At 69.8% G+C, this 16,672-nt stretch carries 21 protein-coding genes; 12 read left to right on the top strand and 9 right to left on the bottom strand.

The features are described from left to right. The first annotated feature begins 101 nt into the window (after positions 1-101). From IEY78_RS15930 to IEY78_RS15910, 5 genes are all read left to right on the top strand, one after another. Positions 102-905, top strand: coding sequence for an alpha/beta fold hydrolase (locus tag IEY78_RS15930; RefSeq protein WP_189098722.1), 804 nt, complete (start codon positions 102-104; stop codon positions 903-905). Further along, positions 905-2,242, top strand: coding sequence for a PP2C family protein-serine/threonine phosphatase (locus IEY78_RS15925; protein WP_189098720.1), 1,338 nt, complete (start codon positions 905-907; stop codon positions 2,240-2,242). The genes IEY78_RS15930 and IEY78_RS15925 overlap by 1 nt, the downstream gene beginning before the upstream one ends. Next, positions 2,239-2,568: an STAS domain-containing protein gene (locus IEY78_RS15920; protein ID WP_189098718.1), complete on the top strand. Its 330-nt coding sequence runs from the start codon at positions 2,239-2,241 to the stop codon at positions 2,566-2,568. The genes IEY78_RS15925 and IEY78_RS15920 overlap by 4 nt, the downstream gene beginning before the upstream one ends. 606 nt (positions 2,569-3,174) lie before the next feature. After that, entirely contained in the window at positions 3,175-4,290 is a 1,116-nt protein-coding gene (locus IEY78_RS15915; RefSeq protein WP_229699977.1) for a polyprenyl synthetase family protein, read from the top strand. 234 nt (positions 4,291-4,524) lie between these two features. Then, positions 4,525-4,971, top strand: a complete 447-nt coding sequence (locus IEY78_RS15910; RefSeq protein WP_189098714.1) for a hypothetical protein — start codon at positions 4,525-4,527, stop codon at positions 4,969-4,971. Here IEY78_RS15910 and IEY78_RS15905 read toward each other — a convergent pair. Next, positions 4,929-5,312 (bottom strand): sigma factor, encoded by a 384-nt coding sequence (locus IEY78_RS15905; RefSeq protein WP_189098712.1) that lies wholly within the window; start codon positions 5,310-5,312, stop codon positions 4,929-4,931. The two genes, IEY78_RS15910 and IEY78_RS15905, sit on opposite strands and share 43 nt — an antisense overlap. A gap of 253 nt (positions 5,313-5,565) precedes the next feature. Between IEY78_RS15905 and IEY78_RS15900 the strand changes: the two genes are divergently transcribed. From IEY78_RS15900 to IEY78_RS15880, 5 genes are all read left to right on the top strand, one after another. Next, positions 5,566-6,246, top strand: coding sequence for a HemK2/MTQ2 family protein methyltransferase (locus tag IEY78_RS15900; protein ID WP_373294165.1), 681 nt, complete (start codon positions 5,566-5,568; stop codon positions 6,244-6,246). Beyond that, positions 6,230-6,478 (top strand): CDGSH iron-sulfur domain-containing protein, encoded by a 249-nt coding sequence (locus IEY78_RS15895; protein ID WP_189098711.1) that lies wholly within the window; start codon positions 6,230-6,232, stop codon positions 6,476-6,478. Before IEY78_RS15900 ends, IEY78_RS15895 begins: the two co-directional genes overlap by 17 nt. Before the next feature lie 11 nt (positions 6,479-6,489). Next, positions 6,490-7,539 carry an iron-containing redox enzyme family protein gene (locus IEY78_RS15890; protein ID WP_189098690.1) on the top strand — a complete coding sequence of 350 codons (1,050 nt, stop codon included), beginning with the start codon at positions 6,490-6,492 and terminating at the stop codon, positions 7,537-7,539. 52 nt (positions 7,540-7,591) lie between these two features. Next, positions 7,592-7,963: a hypothetical protein gene (locus tag IEY78_RS15885; protein WP_189098688.1), complete on the top strand. Its 372-nt coding sequence runs from the start codon at positions 7,592-7,594 to the stop codon at positions 7,961-7,963. Between the two features lie 260 nt (positions 7,964-8,223). Continuing rightward, positions 8,224-8,841 (top strand): flavin reductase family protein, encoded by a 618-nt coding sequence (locus IEY78_RS15880; protein WP_189098686.1) that lies wholly within the window; start codon positions 8,224-8,226, stop codon positions 8,839-8,841. A gap of 182 nt (positions 8,842-9,023) precedes the next feature. On the opposite strand, the gene IEY78_RS15875 is transcribed toward IEY78_RS15880, so the two are convergent. From IEY78_RS15875 to IEY78_RS15855, 5 genes are all read right to left on the bottom strand, one after another. Beyond that, a complete protein-coding gene (locus IEY78_RS15875; RefSeq protein ID WP_189098684.1) occupies positions 9,024-9,269 on the bottom strand; it encodes a DUF2277 domain-containing protein in 246 nt (81 codons plus the stop codon). Positions 9,270-9,418: 149 nt separating this feature from the next. Next, the gene (locus IEY78_RS15870; RefSeq protein WP_308426905.1) at positions 9,419-10,231 is read right to left on the bottom strand and encodes an alpha-ketoglutarate-dependent dioxygenase AlkB family protein; all 813 of its coding nucleotides are present in this window, start codon (positions 10,229-10,231) and stop codon (positions 9,419-9,421) included. 25 nt (positions 10,232-10,256) lie between these two features. After that, positions 10,257-10,823 carry a hypothetical protein gene (locus IEY78_RS15865; RefSeq protein WP_189098682.1) on the bottom strand — a complete coding sequence of 189 codons (567 nt, stop codon included), beginning with the start codon at positions 10,821-10,823 and terminating at the stop codon, positions 10,257-10,259. Between the two features lie 212 nt (positions 10,824-11,035). Beyond that, complete coding sequence (locus tag IEY78_RS15860; protein ID WP_189098680.1) at positions 11,036-11,785, bottom strand: hypothetical protein; 750 nt, start codon at positions 11,783-11,785, stop codon at positions 11,036-11,038. A 318-nt stretch (positions 11,786-12,103) separates the two neighbouring features. After that, on the bottom strand, positions 12,104-12,298 hold the full coding sequence (locus IEY78_RS15855) for a hypothetical protein (protein WP_189098678.1): 195 nt from the start codon (positions 12,296-12,298) through the stop codon (positions 12,104-12,106). Positions 12,299-12,947: 649 nt separating this feature from the next. Between IEY78_RS15855 and IEY78_RS15850 the strand changes: the two genes are divergently transcribed. Beyond that, positions 12,948-13,178, top strand: coding sequence for a DUF6296 family protein (locus IEY78_RS15850; protein WP_189098676.1), 231 nt, complete (start codon positions 12,948-12,950; stop codon positions 13,176-13,178). A gap of 191 nt (positions 13,179-13,369) precedes the next feature. On the opposite strand, the gene IEY78_RS15845 is transcribed toward IEY78_RS15850, so the two are convergent. The 3 genes from IEY78_RS15845 to IEY78_RS15835 all read right to left on the bottom strand — a co-directional run bounded on the left by IEY78_RS15845 (position 13,370) and on the right by IEY78_RS15835 (position 15,759). Beyond that, positions 13,370-13,663 carry a hypothetical protein gene (locus IEY78_RS15845; protein WP_189098675.1) on the bottom strand — a complete coding sequence of 98 codons (294 nt, stop codon included), beginning with the start codon at positions 13,661-13,663 and terminating at the stop codon, positions 13,370-13,372. 138 nt (positions 13,664-13,801) lie between these two features. After that, positions 13,802-14,500 (bottom strand): aspartate/glutamate racemase family protein, encoded by a 699-nt coding sequence (locus IEY78_RS15840; protein ID WP_189098673.1) that lies wholly within the window; start codon positions 14,498-14,500, stop codon positions 13,802-13,804. 344 nt (positions 14,501-14,844) lie between these two features. Continuing rightward, positions 14,845-15,759: an alpha/beta fold hydrolase gene (locus IEY78_RS15835; RefSeq protein ID WP_189098671.1), complete on the bottom strand. Its 915-nt coding sequence runs from the start codon at positions 15,757-15,759 to the stop codon at positions 14,845-14,847. Positions 15,760-15,857: 98 nt separating this feature from the next. On the opposite strand from IEY78_RS15835, the gene IEY78_RS15830 reads away from it, so the two are divergent. Further along, positions 15,858-16,583 (top strand): Mut7-C RNAse domain-containing protein, encoded by a 726-nt coding sequence (locus IEY78_RS15830; protein ID WP_189098669.1) that lies wholly within the window; start codon positions 15,858-15,860, stop codon positions 16,581-16,583. Positions 16,584-16,672: the final 89 nt, after the last annotated feature.

Below are 16,672 nucleotides of genomic sequence, written 5' to 3'. Positions count from 1 at the left end.
GGCAAGTCGGACGCCAGTCCGGGGCCGCTGCTGACTCAGCAGGCTGTTAGGTGGGCACGATCACGTCAGGGATTCCTGGATGGGGTGGGAGGATGGCCGGCATGGACATCCTCCGCAGGAACAACGTGACGGTCACCGGTTCCGCGGACGGGCCGGTGGTGATGCTGGCGCACGGTTTCGGGTGCGACCAGAACATGTGGCGCCTGATCGTCCCGGCCCTGGCGGAGCGGTACCGGGTGGTGCTGTTCGACTACGTCGGATCGGGCAGCTCGGACCTGACGGCCTGGAGCCCGGAGCGGTACTCCTCACTTCAGGGCTACGCCCAGGACGTGATCGAGGTCTGCGAGGCCCTGGGGCACGAGCAGGTGGTGTTCGTCGGGCATTCGGTGAGCGCCATGGTCGGCGTGCTGGCCGCCGAGGCCGCGCCGGAGCGGATCGGGACGCTGGTGATGGTGGCTCCCTCGCCGTGCTACCTCGATGACGAGGGATACCGCGGCGGCTTCAGCGCCGAGGACATCGACGAGCTGCTGGCCTCCTTGGAGTCGAACTATCTGGGCTGGTCCTCCGCGATGGCCCCGGTGATCATGGGGAATCCGGAGCGACCGGAGCTGGGGCAGGAGCTGACCAACAGCTTCTGCGCCACCGACCCCGACATCGCACGCGTCTTCGCCCGCACCACCTTCCTGACCGACAGCCGCGAGGACCTGAAGAAGGTGAGTGTGCCGACGCTGGTGCTGGAGTGCTCCCAGGACGCCATCGCGCCGCGCGAGGTCGGCGCCTACGTGCACGCAGCGATCCCCTCGTCCCGCCTGGTCACCCTGGACGCGACCGGCCACTGCCCGCAGCTGAGCGCCCCCGAAGCCACCGCCCAGGCCCTCCTCGACTTCCTGGGTGCGCAGCGTTGATGAGCCGGGTCGACGAGGAACCGGAGCCGACCGGAACCGGTGACGAGGCGGGCACCACTGCAGCGTTCACCGCGCTGCTGGAGGACAGCGCCGAGGAACTGTACGAGTCGGCGCCCTGCGGCTATCTCTCCACGCTGATGGACGGCACCATCGCCAAGGTCAACGCCACGCTTCTTAGCTGGCTCGGCCTGGAGTGCGCGGCCGTGGTGGGCCGGGTGCGCTTCACCGACCTGCTCAGCATCGGCGGGAAGCTGTATCACGAGACGCACTTCGCGCCCCTTTTGCAGATGCAGGGCGAACTGCGCGGCATCGCACTGGAGATGAAGACCGCCGGCGGCGGCCGGCTGCCCGTCCTGGTCTCCTCCGTCGTCAAATACACCAGCGGAGGCGAGCCGCTTCTGATCCGCACCACCGTCTTCGACGCCTCCGACCGCCGCGCATACGAGCAGGAACTCCTGCGCCGTCGCCAGGAAGCCGAACAGGCCCGCGCCGAGGCCGAACAAGCGCGCATGGAAGCGGAGCAGGCCCGGCAACAGGCCGAGGCGGACCGGGGACGGCTGGCCGACGCGCTCGCCGTGCTGCAGAAGTCCCTCCTGCCCGACGCCCTGCCCGCACTGCCCGGCCTGGAGGCGGCCGGGTACTACCACACGGCCTCTCCCTACCAACTCGGCGGCGACTTCTACGACCTGTTCCCCCTGGACGAAGACCGGTGGGCGTTCTTCCTCGGCGACGTGTGCGGCAAAGGGCCGCAGGCCGCTTCCCTTACCTCACTGAGCCGCTACACCCTGCGCTCCGCCGCCCACCACGCCCCCGAGCCCATCGCCGCCCTGACCACGCTGAACACCGTCCTGCACGAACGCTTCACCAACGGCGGCGACCCCCGCTACTGCACCGTCATCTTCGGCCAGCTCGAACCCCAACCAGGCGGCCACGTGACCGTCCGCCTCGCCTCGGGCGGACACCCCTCGGCCCTCGTCCTGCGCGCCGACGGCACCGCCGAATTCCTCCCCACCCCCGGGGGGCTCCTCGTCGGCATCCTGCCCACCGCGCCGTTCGCCACCGCCGAAACCACCCTGGCCCCCGGCGACACGCTCCTGCTCTACACCGACGGGCTCACCGAAGCCCGCACCGGACCCGCCCGCGACAGCCTCTTCGGAGAGGACGCCCTACGCACCTTCGCCGCCTGCCAGGCCCCCGCCACCGCCCAGGAACTGATTACCGCGCTGAGCGGACTGCTGGAGAGCTTCGGAGACGGCCTGGACGACGACACCGCGCTGCTCGCCCTCGGCGTTCCCACCCATCCCCCCACCCGCCCCGCGACGAATCGCCCAGGATGAGCCTCCTGAAGATCACCCGTCGCGACGCCGCCACCGGGCCCGTCCTGCACGTGGCCGGCGCACTCGACTACGACCAGGCACCCGCGCTGCGGCAACAGACCGCACACCTCGCCCTGAAACCCGGGCAATGCCTGGTGATAGACCTGTCCGGCCTGGAATTCTGCGACTCCACCGGCATCACCGTCCTCCTTGCCGCCCGCCAGCAAGCCCTCGCCGCCGGCGCCGACATCGCCCTGGTGGCCGTTCCCCCCAACACCATGCGCATCCTCACCGTCGTCGGACTCGACCAGGTCTTCACCATCCGCCCCCACGCCGACAGCAACTGACCCACGGCCTTCTCCGTTCGCCCGGTCTCCGTCAAACGACACCGGCATGGGCGGCATTGCTGCCCCAACTGCCTGACATACGGGTGTGGCGCCCACACACTGCGGCCCGAGCGCGGGACTCTTAGGCGGGTGCGATCCGTTCTGTGCCCTGTCCCGGCCACCCTCACCGGCCGGCGGCCCTGTGCCCACCCCCACTCCCCGGGGGCCCGACGGGCACAGGGCCGACGACAACCCCAACGGACGCCTCCGCTCCTCGAAGTAGCAGGCTCACAGGCCACAGGTCCGGCGCACCGTGACGTGGGCCCTTCGTCAGAACGTCCGCATGCCGGAAAGTGCCCACCGTGATCGACTGAGAGCACGGCGCTTCATCGCTGCCACCACCGCCGAATGCGACATCACAGAGGAGAGGGAATGCACCACACGGGGGCAGAGCATCCCTCCCGCACCCATCATTCCCCGGCTTTTCCCCGGGGCCAGCAGCAGCCGGACCCTCCGGGCCCCGCCCGTGCCCGCGGCCCCAGGTACCGCCGCCAGATCACGTGGCGAGGAGCAGCATCCGTCGACCGGGACGTGCCGGCTGCCGTCGGTTCCGTGCTCGGTGACATCTTGCGTGACAGAACGGCTTCAGCCTCCGCCCTGGACGAGGTCTTCGGACGTGATGTCGCCGAGCGCATCGCCCGATTCACGCTCGACGGCGGCAAACGCCTGCGGTCACAGTTCCTGTGGTGGGCCTTGCGGGCCTGCGGGGGAGGCCAAGACCACGATCAGGTCCACCGCGCTCTGCGCATCGCTGCCGCACTCGAACTCATCCAGACCTGCGCACTCGTGCACGACGACCTGATGGACGCCTCCCGACTACGACGCGGCAGACCCACCCTGCATGCCGACATCACCCACCAGTACGCCGACGCTCGTCGGCCGGGAGCGAGCGAGCCTCTGGGCGCCGCTGCAGCCCTCCTGGGGGGTGACCTCGCGCTGGCCTGGGCGGACGACACCGTCGCCCACCTCGAACTGCCACCAGAGGTCGGCCGCCGGGTCCAAGACATCTGGACCGCTATGCGGACCGAGATGGCCGCAGGCCAATACCTCGACCTGCGCGCTCAAGCCACCGGAGCGACGTCCCTGTCCGAGGCGATCCGCATCGCCTACCTGAAGAGCGGCTTGTATTCGGTGGAGCGGCCCCTCGCGCTCGGCGCCGCCCTGGCCGGCGCCGACGAAACCGCCACCCGGGCGCTGCGCGCGGCCGGCCGCAGCGCCGGAGTCGCCTTTCAGCTGCGCGACGATCTCCACGGCGTCTTCGGTGACCCCGGGCAGACCGGAAAGCCCTCGGGCGACGACATCCGGGAAGGCAAGCTGACCACGCTCGTCGCCGTCGCCCGCACACGCGCCGTGGCCAACGACGACAAGGCATCCGTGGCCGTGCTGGACGGCTGTGTCGGCTCCGCCGAGCTGACGCCCGCAGACCTCGCCGAGGTACGGCACGTACTCGTCGTCACTGGTGCCCGGTCCGCGGTCGAGACGAAGATCGCCCGGCTGGTCACGCAGAGCATCCACCACCTGACCGCGGCCGGTTTGGAACCCCGTGCACGCCGCCGGCTCCACGGACTGGTGTGTACGGCGGCCGGCACATCCACCATCAGCTCGTCCACCTCGCGGCCGCCGGAAGAGCCGGGCCCGCCACCGCCCTCGTCAGACGACACCGCCGACGTCGACCGCTGGTGAACGGCAGCACACGAGGGAGCGGCTCCCTTGGTGCCGGTCCCCCCTCTCCAGTCTGCCTAGGGCCATAGCGCTCCGGAGGGGAGGAGCGGTGCGCGCTCTCGTTCTTCTGCTGGTGATCCGAACCTGAAGCTCTCGCGTCGCGCGCAAGGTGCTGACGAAGGCGCCCGGTGGTGCCTGCGAGCGGATGGGTGCAGCCTGAGAGCAGGGCTTTCGGGTGATTATCAGGAGCTCGTCATGATTGTGATTCTCGGAGTCATCCTCTTGATCGCTGCGGTAGTCGTCGGCGTCGCCGCCGTTGTGACCAACCTCGGTAGCGCACACGAGCTGACGGCAGCGTTCAAGGTTTTCGGATTCCACATGACCGGATCCACCGGCATGTTGTTCCTCTTGGGTGCCATCATCGGCGCGGTGGCCATGCTCGGGCTGAGTCTGCTGCTCGGTGGCATGCGCCGAACCACGCGCAAGAAGCACGCAATGCGCCGCGCGCTCAAGGGGGAGCGCCACGATGCAGCCGCTGCAGGCAGCACGGAGAACGAGGGCCGCGTCGACCACCCGGACACGAGGAACGATCTGGGAACGGCGGCACGGCAGGACGGCAGCTCTCCTCGGGGTGGCCGACCCGACGGTGACGGACACCGTCACAAGCGACACCTCTTCGGACATCGACCTGCCCACCGGTAGGTCATGAGCCGAGCCAGTCGTCGGGCATCATCGCGCACGAGCCGGGAGCCATTCGCTTTGATCTCACCCTGGATGTAAAAGATGGCGAGCGTGCTGAACTCCACGCCGCGCGGGGTGCCGTAGCGGTCGATGGCCTTGATCAGACCGATCGTGCCGACCCGCAACATGTCCTCGGCGGACTCCAGGCGGCCGGAGAAGCGGCGGGCGACGTAGCGCACCAGGGTCAGGTTTATCTCGATGAGGGTGTTGCGTACGTACTGGTACTCGTGGGTCATTTCCTCCAGCGCCTCGAGCCGAAGCAGGAACACCTTCGTGAGGTCGCGCGCGTCGGCGGGAGCCATGTGCTGAGGATCCTCGATCCGCGGCAGTACCGTCGGGGCCGGCACGGCAGCCACCGAACGCCCATGAGGAGGTGAGAGGCGCCGATGGTGCGCGGGGTCCGGAGAAGAGCCCGCGGTACTGCTTGGCGCTCGACAAGGTCATGGTCATGGCGCCCCCGCTCGGGTGGTCGGTGCACGGGACTTCCAGCACGCTGGACATACGGATGCACGAGTGCCCGGGAGAGCACTCTCGCCTTTCGGGCCGGAGGTGTCGATGAGCATGGGAACGATCTCGCTCACCCGGCCGTATACGCGGATGACGTTGCCCGGTGTCTATCGGCCGCAAGAGGACACGCGGCTCTTGTTGCGCGCCCTGTACCGCGAGGGTGTGGGTGCGGGGACTGAACTTCTGGACCTGGGGTCTGGTAGCGGGGCTCTCGCGGTGGGAGCGGCACGGCGTGGCGCCCGGGTCACCGCGGTCGACATCTGCTGGCAGGCGGTGCTGACCACGCGGGTCAATGCGTGGCTTGCGAGGCAGCGGCTCACTGTGTGCCGCAGCGATCTGACGGCGGCGGTCCGCGGCCGCTCCTTCGACGTGCTCGTCAGTAATCCGCCTTACGTCCCTGCCCCCGGCACCCGGATGCCCCGCGGTCCGGCACGTGCCTGGGACGCGGGGCGCGACGGGCGACTGCTCGTCGATCGCATCTGTGACGTCGCGCCCCGCGCGTTGCGCCCTGGGGGTGTGCTGCTCATGGTCCATTCCGGCCTGTGCGGCACCGAGGACACCTTGGAGCGGCTGACCTCGGCGGGGCTGCGGGCATCGGTGAGCGACCGCGCGGTTATACCGTTCGGCCCGGTCATGCGCTCCCGGCGGGCCTGGCTGCGGTGGCAGGGCCTGCTGGACGAGGTCCAGGACACAGAGGAATTGGTGATCATCCGTGCCGAGAACTTCTGAGCGGCCACGCCGCGTCACCCTCGTCCGAAACGGCCCGCTCCTGGTGGAGGGGCCGGTGGAAGTGGTGGGTGACGACGGTGCGGTAGCTGTTTCCCGCCGTTTCACTGTCGCGATCTGCATGTGCCGGCGTAGTCGCAGCTACCCCTGGTGCGACACCAGCCACCGCAATCGTTCGAAGCCCTCAGACCCCGCAGACGGTGTCGGCTGCCCGGCAGCTGGCCGGTCAAGCTGAGGAGACCGGCGATGAAGGCGAGAGTCGAAGCCGCCCGGTCCGGCCGACCGCAGCTTCCGCGGGCGCGCGGCGATCTGTCCGACTCGGTGATCTCGTGGCTCCGGGCGGGGGAGGGGCCGTTGCCGACGCGGGAGGAAGTCCGGTGCGAGGCTCCGTATGGGGCAGATCTCCAGCTCGCCCTGTACGTGCTGTACGAACTGCACTATCAGGGATTCGAGGGCGTGGACGACGACCGCGAATGGGCTCCTGCACCGCTGTCGGCGCGACGCCACCTGGAGGAGGCGTTCCTCACGGCACTCCGTTACGACGTCCCGGCGCTCGGTGCGCAGGAGGCGATGGCGGGCCTGCTCACAGAGCCCGCCGCCGACGACGGCAGCAACGTCAGCCACTACCTCAAACGCGAAGGCCGGCTGTGGCAGCTGAGGGAGTACGCTGCCCTCCGCTCGCTGTACCACCTCAAGGAAGCCGACCCGCACGCCTGGGTCCTGCCCCGACTGCGGGGGCGCCCCAAGGCCGGGATGGCCGCTATCGAATTCGACGAGTTCGGTGCCGGACGCGCCGAGGACATCCATGCCCAGCTCTTCGCCGATCTCATGGCAGACCTCGCATTGGAAACCGCCTACGGTCACTACCTCGACCTGGCGCCGGCCGAAACGCTAGCTGTCGTCAATCTCATGTCCCTGCTGGGGCTGCACCGGTCCTTGCGCGGGGCTCTGATCGGTCACTTCGCCACGGTCGAAGTGACCTCGCCGCCAGGCTCACGACGTCTCGCGGAAGCCATGCGCCGCACGGGTGCCGGCTCCGCTGCGGAGAGGTTCTACGACGAGCACGTCGAAGCCGATGCCGTGCATGAACAGGTCGTCCGCACAGAAGTGGTCGACGGTCTGCTGAAGGACGAGCCGGATCTGGAACCCGATGTTGCCTTCGGAATCGGTGCCACCACCCTTCTCGAAGGCCGACTTGCCGCATATCTCCTTGCCGCCTGGCGCGAGGACCGCAGCGCGCTGCCGGCACCGTTGCCGTACGTCCGCGCCCGCGGGCTCGCACGGAGCAGGGCCTGACAGGGCGCAGACCAGATACTGATGGACGGTGGAGGCTTGATTTCCTTCGGCGTTGAAGGTCCTGGGCGATGCTGTAGTCCAATTTCCCCGATATGAAGTCCTGGAAGATCCGGACGACGACGTCGGTCTCGTCCGGGACAAGCTGTCCCATGTGCTCGCCCTTGTGGACCCAGCCGTTGGCGATGCGGCCCTGGGCGACTCCGTTTTGGGTGGCGGAGAGATGCTGATGGGCGACGCGGCGGGCAGTGTCCTCGGAGCGTTTGAGCACCATCACGCACATCATGCGGGCTATGTGACGGTCGCTGTCGTTGATGTGGTTCATGCGGCCGCCGGTTGCGCCGGTGACCGGCCGCTTGTCGTACTCGACGATGTCGATGAGATCTTCGAGATCCCGGGGCTGGCGGACAAGCCGGTCGAGGTCTAGGCGCCGGGGCGTTTGGGTGCGTATGCCGCGAGGTGGTCATGGAGGTTGAGGGTGACTTGGCCGCCGCGGGCAGGGGCGGGGACCTCGAATTCCTCCCAGATGGTGGGGGAGTCCTCCCGGACGGTGGGGGCTGCTGTGGGTACGGTGTCGGCTCCTGGTGCTCGGTGGCTCCGATGCCGGGCACTCTCTGTCGAGCTCAGGGTTGGTGATGCCGTGGATCCGCTATGGGGTCCGTGGCCGCCTGCTGGATACTGATCAGCATGCGCACTGATTTTGATCCTGCTGAGATGTCCCGCAATGAGTTCTACCGGCTGCTGACCGCCACCGTGGTGCCGCGGCCGATTGCCTGGGTGTCCACCACGTCGGCGGACGGGACGCACAACCTCGCCCCGCACTCCTTTTTCACGATCGCCAGTGTCGCGCCGCCCGTGGTGCAGTTCAGCTCCGTGGGACGCAAGGACACGCTGCGCAACGTCGAGGCGACCGGGCAGTTCGTGGTGAACCTGGCGCCGGAGGGGCTCTTCGAGCAGATCAATGACACCGGGACCGACTTTCCGCACGGGGTGAGCGAGTTCGAGGCGGCCGGCATCGCGTCCGAGCCGAGTCTGCGGGTCAAGCCGCTGCGGGTGGCGGCCTCGCCGGTGGCGCTGGAGTGCGAGGTGCACAGCACGCTGCGGATTGGCGATGGCACCGTGGTGTTCGGACGCGTGCTGCATGCGGCGGTGTCCCAGGACGTGCTCGTCGACGGGCACCCCGAGATCTCCCGGCTGAACCCGCTGTCACGACTGGGGAAGGACGAGTGGGCCACGGTCGCCGGGGTGCGCGAGATCTCCCGTATTCGGCATGCGGACTGGAGCGGGCCGGCGGGCGACCGCTAGCGAGCGGCAGGAAGAACGGGGAGGGAAGCCAGTCGGATGGCGGCGGGCCGTCCTTTGGCCAACTGCCCGGATGGCTGTGGTGTCGGCACGTCATGGGTAATGAGTAGTTCGCGCACGGGCAGTATTCGAGCGATCACCTGCCGGTTCAGGTGCTGCTCGGCCGTGACGAGGCCGGGCCGGCCCTAATGGGTCTCCGCGTGTGGACCGCGGCGGGCGGGGGCGGAGCCGCGGATCTGGAGGCCGTCGAGGAGTTCTTGGGTCGCGGCTGTCACGGCGTCGACGGCTTGGTCGAACACCTCGCGGTTGTGGGCGGCGGGGGCGCGGAAGCCGGAGACCTTGCGGACGTACTGCAAGGCCGCCGCCCGGATGTCCTCGTCGGTGACCTCGGGGGTGGCGGGTGGACGGAGCGTCTTAATGCTGCGGCACATGTGTCCAGTGTGCCGCGTGCGTCCGGCGATGTGGGGTGGTCTCCGGAGGACGTGTCTCCCGCCGGGGGGAGGGGGACACGGCCCCCACCAGTGGGTGCCACCGGTGGGGGCGCTGGCCGGTTCCCTTCACCGCACCACGGCTGACGCCCCTATCCGTCGAGCCCGGTCACCCGCATCGTGATGTTGAGACGTCCGCTGGTCAGGCCGCAGGCCGGGTCGCCGGTGCCCGGTCGGACCTTGGTCACGCCGTGGTACGCGAAGCGGGACGGGCCGCCGAAGACGAAGAGATCGCCGGAGGCCAGCTCGACGTCGGTGTAGGGCTTGGTGCGTGTCTCGGTGTTGCCGAATCGGAAGACGCAGGTGTCGCCGATGCTGAGGGAGACGACCGGCGCGGGGGAGCGTTCTTCCTTGTCCTGGTGCATGCCGAGTTTGGCCTGGCCGTCATAGAAGTTGATCAGCGCGGTGTCCGGTGTGTAGCCGTGGCCGGCGGTGGCGTCCTGGTAGGCCGCGGCGAGTGCGTGACGGCCCAACTCGACCATCCAGTCAGGGAACGCGGCCACCCGCGCGCCGTTCACGTCGTCGGCGGTGCGGGTGTACGAGTACGGCTGCCAGTGCCAGCCGATGCACACGGTCTGGACGGACATCACGCCGCCGCGCGGGAGCTTGGTATGACGGATCGGAGCCGGGCCCTGGGCCCAGCCGCGGCAGGCGGTGACGAGCTCGCGCTGCCGCGCCAGGGGCAGCCAGCCGGGGAGATGGATGGCGCCGGGCGCGATTTCCCGGCGGGGTGCACCGGCGGCGGCGCCAGGCTGACGAGGCCCCTGGGAGGCATGGGGCGCGCGGGATCCGTGGCCGTTGCCGTGCTCGGCGCCCTCGGTCCTGTCAGCCCTGCCAGTCCTGTCGGCGCCGTCGGTGCCCCCGGGGCCCTCGATGTTCTCGAAGCCGGGAAGTGGGGTGCTCATGTGCTCCTGCCTCATCGCTGACTGCTTACAGCGTGCCACGACAGGGCCTCGTCGCCCGAGGGACCAGTGGTGGTGACAGATGGACGACCCAGCCGCGGTCGATCGACCAGATGCCGCCTTCCACGTCGGCGCCGCGCAGGCCCTGGAGCGTGCCGGGGCCGGCGAGGGCGGGGAGGCGCGAGTCGCCGAGCGCCGCGAAACCGTAGGTACGGGCCGGGTCCCAGTCGGTGCTGTGGCGCAGCCGGCGGCTCATCTGTGCCCAGCCGAGCGGGGCGGCGGCCACCACCCAGGCATCGGGGTCCCCGGCGGCGAAGCGGCCGGCCGCCCGTAGCCAGGAGGCGGCGGACTCCGGCCAGTCGACCACGGCCAGGACCGGCGGCCTGCCTTGCGCCCGCCACCCCTCGATGAAGGCCGCGGCGGCCGTACGCGACGCGTCATCCCGGCTGTGCCCGACCACCACGGTGGAGATGCGGGGCCGGGAGGAGGCCGTGAGGTCCAGCAGGGCGGCGAGTTCGGCGTCGGTGTGCGGGGCGGGGGAGGGAAGTGGGCCGTATGCGGCCGCCTCCGCCGGAGGGAGGAGGGGTGAGGTCATCGGCTGACCAGCGGCAGTGGGCTTCTGGGACTGCGGGGGCCTCGGTGGTGTGTGTGGTGCTCTCACGCTTCAAGTCTGCGGGTGCGGGCGCTGCTCGGCTGGCGGAAATCGGACGTCGTGATTCGGGTATCCGGGGGTGGCGGATAGCCCGGGGCAGGCACCCGGGGTCGAAGGGCGGCCGGGTGCGTCGGGAGGGCGTGCCTGCCCGGCGCTCATGGGTGGTAGTGCTCGGCGATCCGAGTCGCGACGCCGTCCTCGACGGTGACCCGGACCTCGACGAAGCCCATCTTGGCTGCCGTCTCCAGCTGCGCCGTGGTGCACGGGGAGGTGCCGTAGCCGCTGCTGTCCATGGTCACGTTGTCGTTGGACGCGCAGATCGTGGCCGCGCCGAGGGTCTTGGTCCCCGAGCCCACGAAGAACGCCTGCTCGGTGCCGGACTCCGGCGTCACGGTCAGTTTGCCGGGCGCCAGGTACGCGAGGACGCCGGTCCAAGTGCCGTTCGCGGCCTTGCTCCGAGGCGCCGATCCGGAACCGGCCGCAGCGCTGGAACCCGCATCGGAGCCCGCGTCGGAACCGGCTCCCTTGGCGGCGCCGGACGTGGAGCTGCCACCGTCGGCCTTGCCGCCGCTCGCCTTGGCGCTTCCCCCGCCGCCCTTCGCGGGCTCCCGGGTCTTCTGGCCCATTGCCGCGTCCTCCTTGGCCGCGGTGTCGCCGAGCGACGCCGCCTCCTTGGACGCGTCCACGGGGTCGGGGCTTGTCGAGACCTTGGTGCTCGGCTTGTGGGCGTCCTGGCCGGTGCCGCAGGCGGTCAAGGAGAACGCGGCGACGGCGATCAGCGACGCGGCGACGAGCGTGCGCCCACGGCGGAACGCGGGGGCCGAGCCGGTGCCGAGGCCGGCTGTGGCGGGCGTGGCGGTGCCGGTGGAGTCGACGTCGGTCTCGGGGTCCTTGTGCCAGGACATGAGAATCCCCTTTGTGTGCACGCTGCGGCTCCGCATTCCGGTGGAATCGCGGAGTCGTCGCCGCGCTGGCTTCGGCATTGGCTGCGCCGATGGTCGTCGGCGTTCGCTCCGCTTCGGTGCACGGAGCATGTCTCAGCTTGATGCCGGTGGCTGCCGCTCCACTAACGCTCGGCTAACGCGGCGCCGCAGCCGCCCCTTCACCCGAACGGAGATCCCTGAGGCGACGGCGATAGTCACCGATCCGGCTCCGGGGCTCGTCATCGATGCCGCTACCGACCCGGCCGTCGATCGCGTACCGCCCCCGGACGGCCGTCAGGGCTACGCGGCCTCGACGACCTGCGTCATCTCCGCGCGCACCGCCAACGTCCAGACCTCCAGCAGCACCGCATACTCCGCCATGTCCTGCGCCGACCACGCCAATCCTCGCCGGGCGCGGACGAATTGACGAATCGATTCGTTGGCCTCAGCGGCGGGAACGGGGACGTCGGTGTGGGCAGAAGGAGTTGGGGACATATGAGCCATGCTAGGGGCAGACACTGACAACGAGATTCCACGCACACCGGCCCGCCGCCCGCAGATACGGTCCGCGCCGCTGTTCTTACGCCCCCTCAACTTCCTGACCAGCAGGGACCGTCGAGCCCAAGATCGGCTCTCGCTGGCTGCATGTGTCCATTCCCACACGCTCAGCGATCATGGGGGAGGTCGAGGGAGGCGCGGGACGGGGCCTGGTGGCGTCGGTCCTCGCCCCTCAGCTCAAAGCCGAGGTTTCCCGGGCAGGGGCACTTCGTTCGCTCGACACGGCAACTACGGGGGTTGGCCCTCCGTCGGGCCGTCGTCCGGCCGTCTGCGGGTCGGCCGTCCGCCGGTCGGCCGTTGTCAGTGGTGACCCGTAGCGTGTCACCCGTAACTATCCGAGCTGCTGGCGCTTCTCGGATCCGCCCCGCTCCCGTGACAGCGCGCGGGGGCGGGGCACACCTCCGGAGCCGCCGCGGCAAGGGCGCGGCTTGCTCTCCGTAGCTCGCTCTTCCTGTGAGGCGCGCTTCCTGTGAGGCGCGGTGGGCGGGAGTGAGTGACGATGGAGAGGCCGAGGTGCAGCGGCGCATGTCCAGCGGCGTGGGGAGCGCCGCCCACAGCACCTGCCGAACGTATTCGGGAGGCCACTATGGATTACCCGGAAAGCTATGAGCTGGTATTTCAAGCGCCCGCTGTGGAGGACGACGTGGTGATCGTCCGGCGTACCGAGCGGGCGGGAGCCGGCGGATATCCGGTCTACGAGGATGAATCGGGGATCGTGCGCGCAGAGATCAGTGACCGCGGCGAGGTGCGCATGCAGGCCAGCGGCGGGCATCAGATGCTCAAGACACCCCTGCTGGCGCGGCCCCTCACCCCGTGAGCCGCTGACCTCCGGCCCCCTCCGGCGGCTGGGACCGCCCGTCGACCGTTCACCCTGCGTGGAGGGTCGGCAGCAGCATGTCCGGAGCCGGAGCCGGGGATACGGGCAGAGGATCGGCCATGACCCTCGGTGGGGAGTGGTGGCTGTTCGTGTCGCTTCCACCGGCGGTCCGTCATCGCGCCGGGGCGCGCTCAGAGCCCGCGGAGATGACCTCGCCGCGGGGGAGTGCGCTGCTCGTCCCGCCTGAGCGTGTGCTCGCTGCCGTCGACGGCCTCAGCGGAATCCGCTGCATCTGCGGACGGGGCGGCCTCGCCAGCCTCGTGGTCTCCGGCGGCGTCGGCACCGGTGTCGGCCGCGGTGCCGAGCCCGGTATGGGATTCAGAGGGTGAAGCGTGTCCTTCGAGTACGGCCATGGCGCGTTCCAGCGTCTCACCGGTGATGTGCATCCGGATCCTGGCCAGTCGCTCTAACTCGGTATTCGACACCACGTCAGCGTACCTGCCGCGGCTTCAAACCTGCTCCTGGCCAAGCACCCGAAAGCGGCGGTCAGTTGGCGATTCCGCAGCCTTCAACTCGGAAAGGGTGCGGAATGCCGGATCTGTCGGACTATTCGAACCGCCGGATCACGAGGTGCCGGCGAGCGCGCGGGTGACGGCGGCTTCGGCATGCAGTCGTGTGGTGGGAAATACCGGCACCGAGCTGTGCTCCGCCTTGATGAGCAGCTCGATCTCGGTGCAGCCCAGCACGATGCCCTCGGCCCCGGCGGCGACGAGATCCCTGATGACGGTCATGAACGACTGCCGGGACTCCTCGCGGACGATGCCCTGGCACAGCTCCTCGTAGATCGTGCGGTGGACGATGCTGCGTCCGGCGTCGTCCGGGACCAGCACCTCCAGCCCGTGACTCTCCAGCCGGCCGCGGTAGAAGTCCTGCTCCATCGTGAAGGCGGTGCCCAGCAGCCCGATGCGGCGCAGGCCGCCGTCGCGGACCGCATCCGCCGTGGTGTCGGCGAGGTGCAGCAGCGGGACGGTGACGGCCGCGGCCACCGGGTCGGCGACCTTGTGCATGGTGTTGGTGCAGATCAGCAGTATGTCGGCGCCGGCAGCCTCCAGCGCTCTGGCGGCTTCGGCGAGCGCCTCGGCGGCCTGCTCCCACTGGCCATCGGTCTGGAGCCGTTCGATCTCCGCGAAGTCCATGGAGTAGAGCACGAGGCGCGAGGAGTGCAGGCCGCCCAGACGCTCCCGCGTCAGTTCATTCAGCAGCCGGTAGTACTCCGCCGTCGACTCCCAGCTCATGCCTCCGAGCAGCCCGATCGTCTTCATGCGGGCACTATGGCACGGGGCGGAACCCGCTCCGGACTGTCGCCGGACGGGGCTGGAACGCTTCTCGGCACTGACAGGGACCGGCCAGGTCAGGGGCGCTGAAGCGGCGAAGCATCGGGCGCAATCTCAACTACTGCCCTGTGCAAGGGCTTTAGCCCCATGTGGTGGCCGGGCCGCGATCCTTCCGTACTGCCGGTCCAAGGCCCGTTGCTGCATCCCAGTTGCGCCGCGGACCGCCGTGCGCCGTCTCACCCCTTGGGCTCGGCGGCGCGCCCTCCCCGCCACGCGCCCCCGAGCCATTCACCCGAAAGTGCAGCGCGCGAAGGAGACGTACCCCTGCGCGCTCACCCCTCGGCGAGACCTTCCGCAGCATCATTGACGTCCCCGCTTGTGCCGACGGCGGCCGTGGGCTGAGCGGCACGGTCGAGGAAGGCGCCGACGGTCCGGGTGAAGTGAACGGGGTCGTCGAGCCATGGGTAGTGGCCGCCGCCCGGCTGGACGGAGAGTTCGGCGCCGGGGAGCAGTCGTGCCGCCGCGGCGGCGACATGGGGACGTGGACCGCCGTCCAGTTCGCCGGCCAGCAGCAGCACCGGCGCACTCAGAGCGGCGAGCGCGGCGCGCGTGGCGGACGGATCGAAGGCACCGGAAGCCGCGTAGACCTCGGCGGCCTCGTCGTTGGTCTGCGCCACCTCGGCGGCGGCGTGTTCCTGTGCGGTCGCGTCCCACCGGCCGTAGAAGAAGGGGGTGCCGGCGTCCCACTCGGCATCGGTCGCGGTGCCCGCCCAGATGGCCTTGTAGGCCTCGTGCGCGGAGTCGAACCACGGCTCGGACGTGCGCAGGGCGGCCGCCTCCATGCGGTGCTCATGGGTGAAGTCGATGCCGAGGGCGCGGGCCCGGGCCGTGACCAGGGTCAACGTCCGGATGTGTGCGGGGTGTCGGGCCGCGTGAAGGAGAGCGAGATCGCCGGCCGCCGAGTGGGCGAGGACATCGACGCGGTCCAGGCCGAGGTGCCGGCGCAGGGCCTCGACATCGGTGACCTGCCGGTCGCAGCGGTAGCCGGCCGGGTCGGTGGGGACGCCGGAGTCGCCGGTGCCCCGCAGATCGAGCAGGATCAACTGCCGTTGCCGCGACAGTCCACCGAGGTCTCCGAGGTACGAGGAGGCACGCATGGGTCCGCCGGGCAGGCAGAGCAGCGGCTTGCCCGTGCCGACGACATGAAAGGCGAGATCGGTGCCGTCGGGGGCGGAGAAGGTGGGCATGCGTCATCCTCACGGCCACTGGACGATCATGGCAAGGGGTTTACGGCCCCTGGGAATGTGCTGGCCGGTGCGGTCCGGCCGATGACATGCTGTGCGGCGTGAACGGTCCTGAGATCCCCTTCGTCTTCGCCCCTGAGCTGCACGTTTTCCTCTCTTCGGCGCACACCGTCGCCGGCACGCCGGTGCTGACCGACGGCTCCTCGACGCTCGGGCATGTCGTCGAGTCGCTGGGCGTCCCGCTCACCGAGGTCGGGCGGCTCGTCGTGAACGGCGCCGAGGTTCCCGTCTCCCGTGTCCCGCGGGCGGGCGAGAGCGTCGAGGTGTCCGCCGTCGAGCGGCCCCAGCGGATCCCGGGTGCGCCGCTGCGGTTTCTGCTCGACGTACACCTCGGCACCCTGGCGCGCAGGCTGCGACTGCTCGGGGTCGACGCGGCGTACACGAACGAGGACCCCGGCGACCCCGCGCTGGCGGCGCTCTCGGCGCAGGAGCAGCGGGTACTGCTCTCCCGGGACCGAGGGCTGCTGCGACGGCGGGAGATCTGGGCGGGCGCGTTCCTCTACAGCGATCAGCCCGACGAACAACTTCAGGACGTACTGGGCCGGTTCGCGCCCACCCTCGCGCCCTGGACGCGCTGCACGGCATGCAACGGCCGGCTGACCGACGCCGACAAGGAATCGGTCCGTGAGCGACTTGAGCACGGCACCCAGCGGACGTATGACGTCTTCGCCCAGTGCACCGCATGCGGTCGCGTCTACTGGAGAGGGGCCCACCACTCCCGACTGGAAGCGATCGTCGAAAAGGCCCTCCGCGACAGCGCCACCTGAGCGGGCACGCGACAGGTAGTGGATGTTTCACGTGGAACATCAGACCGCCGGTCGGAGGACCCCGTTGGGCGTATGAATTCCTCAATCCG

The organism is Streptomyces kronopolitis, assembly GCF_014646275.1.
In the GTDB taxonomy this organism is placed as follows: domain Bacteria; phylum Actinomycetota; class Actinomycetes; order Streptomycetales; family Streptomycetaceae; genus Streptomyces; species Streptomyces kronopolitis.
The sequence above is the reverse complement of the archived record's forward strand: the minus strand, read 5'-3'. Positions and strand labels throughout refer to the sequence as shown.